3 protein-coding genes are annotated in these 4,739 nt (G+C 72.7%); all 3 read left to right on the top strand.

All coding sequences use genetic code 11. From position 1 onward, the window contains the following. Positions 1–916 (top strand): fatty acid--CoA ligase family protein (locus tag GT354_RS44875; protein WP_161363060.1); only part of this gene is annotated, 916 nt, incomplete at its 5' end. Continuing rightward, a complete protein-coding gene (locus tag GT354_RS44870; protein WP_202513010.1) occupies positions 913–4,389 on the top strand; it encodes a non-ribosomal peptide synthetase in 3,477 nt (1,158 codons plus the stop codon). The genes GT354_RS44875 and GT354_RS44870, both read left to right, overlap by 4 nt. Then, a partial coding sequence (locus tag GT354_RS55250; RefSeq protein ID WP_237536082.1) for an MbtH family NRPS accessory protein occupies positions 4,386–4,739 on the top strand: 354 nt, incomplete at its 3' end. The genes GT354_RS44870 and GT354_RS55250, both read left to right, overlap by 4 nt.

The following is a 4,739-nucleotide window of genomic DNA, read 5'->3' as shown; positions in this document are numbered from 1 at the left end:
GCACTTTCTGCACGCGTTCCCGATCGGCACCAACGCCGGCCAGACGATGCTGATCAACGCGCTCAACGCCCGCCCCACCGCGATCGTCGCCCCGCGGTTCACCCCGGGCCACTTCGCGCGGCTGATCGAACGACACGCCACGGGCAGCGTCTTCGTGGTCCCGGCGATGGCGATCGAACTGCTCGGCTCGGACGCGGTACGGCGGCACGACCTGTCCGCGGTACGGCTCCTGGGGTCCACGGCGGCGGCGCTGCCGCAAAGTATCGCGGTGGGCCTGTCGGCACTGTTCACGAACGCGCAGATCGTCAACTACTACACGTCGACCGAGGCCGCGCCCGCGCAGACCACGATGCTGTTCGACCCCGAGCACCCCGGCTCGCCCGGCCGCCCGGCTTCGCTGCGCGATCTGCGGATCACCGACGATCGAGGCCGGGTGCTCCCGGCCTCGGAGACCGGCGAGGTGTGGCTGCGGTCGCCCACGACGCCGCGGTCCTACTACGGCGAGAGCCCCGATACCCGGGTATTCTCCGGGCGTTGGGTGCGGATGGGCGACCTCGGCTACCTCGACGCCGACGGCTACCTGTACCTCGTGGACCGCGAACGCGATGTGATCAAGTCGGGTGCGCACAAGGTCTCCACCCTTCAGGTGGAGAATGCCCTCCATGAGCATCCGGGGGTCGCCGACGCCGCGGCCTTCGGGGTTCCCCATCCAGTGCTCGGCATGACCGTGGCCGCCGTCGTGGTGGCTCGCGGTGACCTGACCGTGACCGCGCTGCGGGTGTTCCTGATGGAACGGCTCGCGGCACACGAACTGCCCGGACACGTGTTGTTCCGGGACTCCCTGCCGCGTAACGAGGGCGGCAAGATCCTCAAGCGCGAGCTGCGCCGGCTCCTGGACGACGAGGCCCGACCATGACTTTGACTAACCATCACATCCCGCCGCGCGACGAGCGGGCGGAATCGCCGCCGCCCGACGAACGTCCGATAGCGACACCGGCCGACTCGCCCGGCGCGCCGGATGCGCCGGATGCGCCCGGTGCGCTCGGTGCGCCCGACTCACCCGATGCGTGCGACTCCGCCGACGGTCCCGAAGCCGGTGGTCTCGGAGCCGGTGGTCCCGAAGGTGCCGGCGGCCCCGAAGCCTCGGGTGGCCCCGAAGGCCCGGGCGGTCTCGACGCCCTCGGCAAGTCCGGTGCCGAGGCCGGCGGTCCCGACGGTTCCGGCCGTCCCGACGGTCCCGGCTCCCTGAACGGTCCCCAAGCCCCGCCGTTCAGCCCGTTCTCGTCCGCCCAGCTCGGGGTGTGGGTGACCGAGCAGACCCTGCCCACCGAGTCCGCCTACCACCTCGCCGTGGTGCTGCGCTTCGACGGGCCGCTCGACGCCGACGCGCTCGCGGCCGCGTGCGCCGAGGTGATCGGGCGGCATCCGGCCCTGGCCGCCGCCGTCGCCGAGATCGACGGGACGCCGGGCCTGGTACCGGTGCCCGCCGCGGCGATGGCGCGTGAAGTCGCCGACGGCGACACGATCGACGACCGCGTGCGCGCGGAAACCGGCCGGCCCTTCGACCCGCGGCGCGGGCCGCTCGCGCGCTTCACCCTCTTCGCCCTCGCGCCGACCCGGCACGTCCTCGTCCTCACCGCGCACCACCTCGTGTTCGACGGGACCTCGAAGGAGATCCTGGTGGCCGCGCTCGCGCGCGCCTATCGCCCGGTGCGCGCCGACGAACACACCGTCGCGGCCCCGCCGGTGGCCTGGGGACCGCCGCCCGGCATCGATACGGCCGGCCGCGACGTGGACACCACGACCGTGTGGGCCCGGCACGTCGAGGAGCCCGGCCGCCCGGTGCTGCCCGGTCTGTTGCCCACCGCCAGCACCGGGATCCACCCCGCGCCCGGCAGGGTCGTCCCGTTCACGCTCGGCCCCGAACTCGTGGCCGCGCTCGACGAATCCGCCGCGCGTCTGGGCGTCACGCACTTCGAGTTGCTGCTCGCGGGCTGGCACGCGCTGATGTCGCGCTACGGAAACGCGCGCGTGCGCACCGCACTCGAACTGTCCACCCGCAGCCCCGCCGACGCGCGCCGGATCGGCCTGTACGTCAACGAACTCCCGGTCTCCTCGCGACCCCGCGCCGAGCAGACGTTCGGCTCGTTCGCGCGCGAACTGCGCGCCGAACTGCGCGCGATCTACGCGTTCCGCGAGATCCCGTACAGCCACACCGTGCGCGGACTCGGGCCGCGGACCGCGCTCGCCGACCTGACCGTGAGCTACCGGCGCCGGGCGCACCCGATCGAGCCGCGCTTCGCCGGTCTGGACACCCGCGTCGAGTGGATCGTGCTGCCGCCCACCGCGCGCAACACCGCGCACCTGCAACTGGTCGAGGGCCGTGACCGGATCGACGGCGCGCTCCAGATTCCGACGGACGGCTTCGTACCGCGCGTCGCGGCCCGGATACCCGGCCACTTCGCGACGCTGCTCACCACCGCGCTCGCCGACCCCGACGTGCCGATCGGGGACCTGCCCCTGTTGACCGAGCCCGAGTTGGTCCGGGTGCTGCACGCGGACAATGCGACCGACACCCCTTATCCGGCCGCGGACACCGTGGTCGCGCTGTTCGCCGAACGGGCGCGGGCCACGCCGGACGCGATTGCGGTGGTGTGCGGTGAGCGGTTCCTGACGTACAGCCAGGTTGCCTCGGCCGCCTACGCGTTCGCCGAACGGTTGGCTGCCGCGGGGGTCGGCGCGGGCGATCCGGTCGCGATCGAGCTGCCGCGCGGGGCCGAGCAGATGACCGCGGTGCTTGGGGTGTTGGCGGCGGGCGCGGCATACCTGCCGCTGGATCCGGGCTATCCGGCGGAGCGGCTCGCGTTCATTCGGTCCGACGCGCGGATCGCGGCGGTGGTCACGGACGCGGGTTCGGTCTCGGTGCCGATCGCGGTCCCGGTGTCGTCGTCGGTCCCGGTACCGGTGTGCGATCCCGCGTCCGTCGCGGGGCCGAAGGTGCTTTCGGCGCCCGAACTCGACGTCTCGGGGCGGGGTTTGGTCCGGCCGCCGGTGCTCCCCGATGCCGGGGACGCGGCCTATGTGATCTACACGTCGGGATCCACGGGACGACCCAAGGGGGTCGAGGTCTCGCATCACGCGCTGGCCAACCTGTTGGCGACGATGCGTGACCGGCTCGGCTCGGAAGCGGGCGACCGCTGGCTCGGACTGACCTCGCTGTCGTTCGACATCTCGACGGTCGAGTTGTTGCTGCCGCTGATCACCGGCGCGCGCGTAGTGCTCGTGCCCGACGACCGGCACCGCGACGGACCCGCGCAGCTCGCGTTGATCGCTCGGCACCAAGTCACCCACGTCCAGGCCACGCCCAGTGGTTGGCGCGTACTGCTCGCGGCCGGGCTCGACCGCCCGGACCTGACCGCGGTCAGCGGCGGCGAGGCGCTGCCGGCCGCACTCGCGAGCGAACTGCGCTCCAGGGTGGGGCGGTTGGCGAACGTGTACGGACCCACCGAGACGACGGTGTGGTCCACGTACGGCGAACTGGACGCGGGTTCGGTGCCCGGGATCGGGACGCCGCTCGCGAACACCCGGGCGTACGTGCTCGACGAGCGGTTGCACCCTGTGCCCGAAGGGCTGCCGGGCGAGCTCTACCTGGGTGGCGACGGGGTCGCGCACGGGTATCTGGGCCGGCCGGGGCTGACCGCCGACCGGTTCGTGCCCGACCCGTACGGCCCGCCCGGCGGGCGCCTGTACCGGACCGGGGACCTGGTCCGACACGCGCGCGGCGCCGGGCTCGAATACGTCGGCCGCACCGACGCACAGGTCAAACTGCGCGGGCATCGGATCGAACCGGGCGAGATCGAGACGCGACTCACCACACACCCCAAGGTTGCCCAGGCGGCCGTGCGGCTCGTCGATCCGGACGCCGAGTCGGCCCGACTCGTCGCCTACCTGGTCCTCGCCCCCGGCTGCGGTGTACCGGAGCCCGACGAACTACGGGCGTTCCTCGCCCGGGGGTTGCCCGCCGCGATGGTGCCGGGCGCGTTCGTGGTGCTCGACGCCTTCCCGCTCACCCCCAACGGAAAGGTGGACCGCGCCGGGTTGCCGGAACCTGCCACCGTGCGTCCGCAGACCGCAGCCGAGCCGATGGGGACACCCTCCGACGAAGTCACCGAAGCGGTGCGGGTGATCTGGGCGGAAGTACTCGAACTCGACGATCTCGGCGTGGACGAGGACCTGTTCGACCTCGGGGGGCACTCGTTGACCATCACCCGGATCGCCGCGCGCATCCGCAAGCGGCTCGGCGTCGAGGTACCGCTCGACGTCTTCTTCGACACCCCGACCGTCGCCGGCGTCACGGTGGCGGTCCGCGAGCTCCAGGAGGAACGATGAGCAACGAGAGCGGCACCGCACGGAACGAGACGCTCGCGAACGGGACACCGACGGACGCTTCGCCCACGGCCGAGGGCTTCTTCTCGGGCGCGGCGACGGCGGAAACGTCCGCGGCGGCGACCGGGACGGCGCAGGGCGGAACGTCTGCGGCCGGGACGTCTGCGGCGGGGACGTCGGCGGCCCCGGATCGGTCGCCCGAGGAATTGTTGGCCGAGAGCCGGTTGGCGGAGAGTCGGCTCGCGCAGGGTCGCTACTTCGTGGTCGTCAACGACGAGGAGCAGCACTCGGTGTGGCCGGTGCGCACCGACCCGCCCGCCGGATGGGTGCCGACCGGGTTCGTCGGGACGCGC

The organism is Streptomyces sp. SID3343 (assembly GCF_009865215.1).
GTDB lineage: Bacteria > Actinomycetota > Actinomycetes > Streptomycetales > Streptomycetaceae > Embleya.
This window is presented reverse-complemented; position numbering and strand designations above follow the sequence as displayed.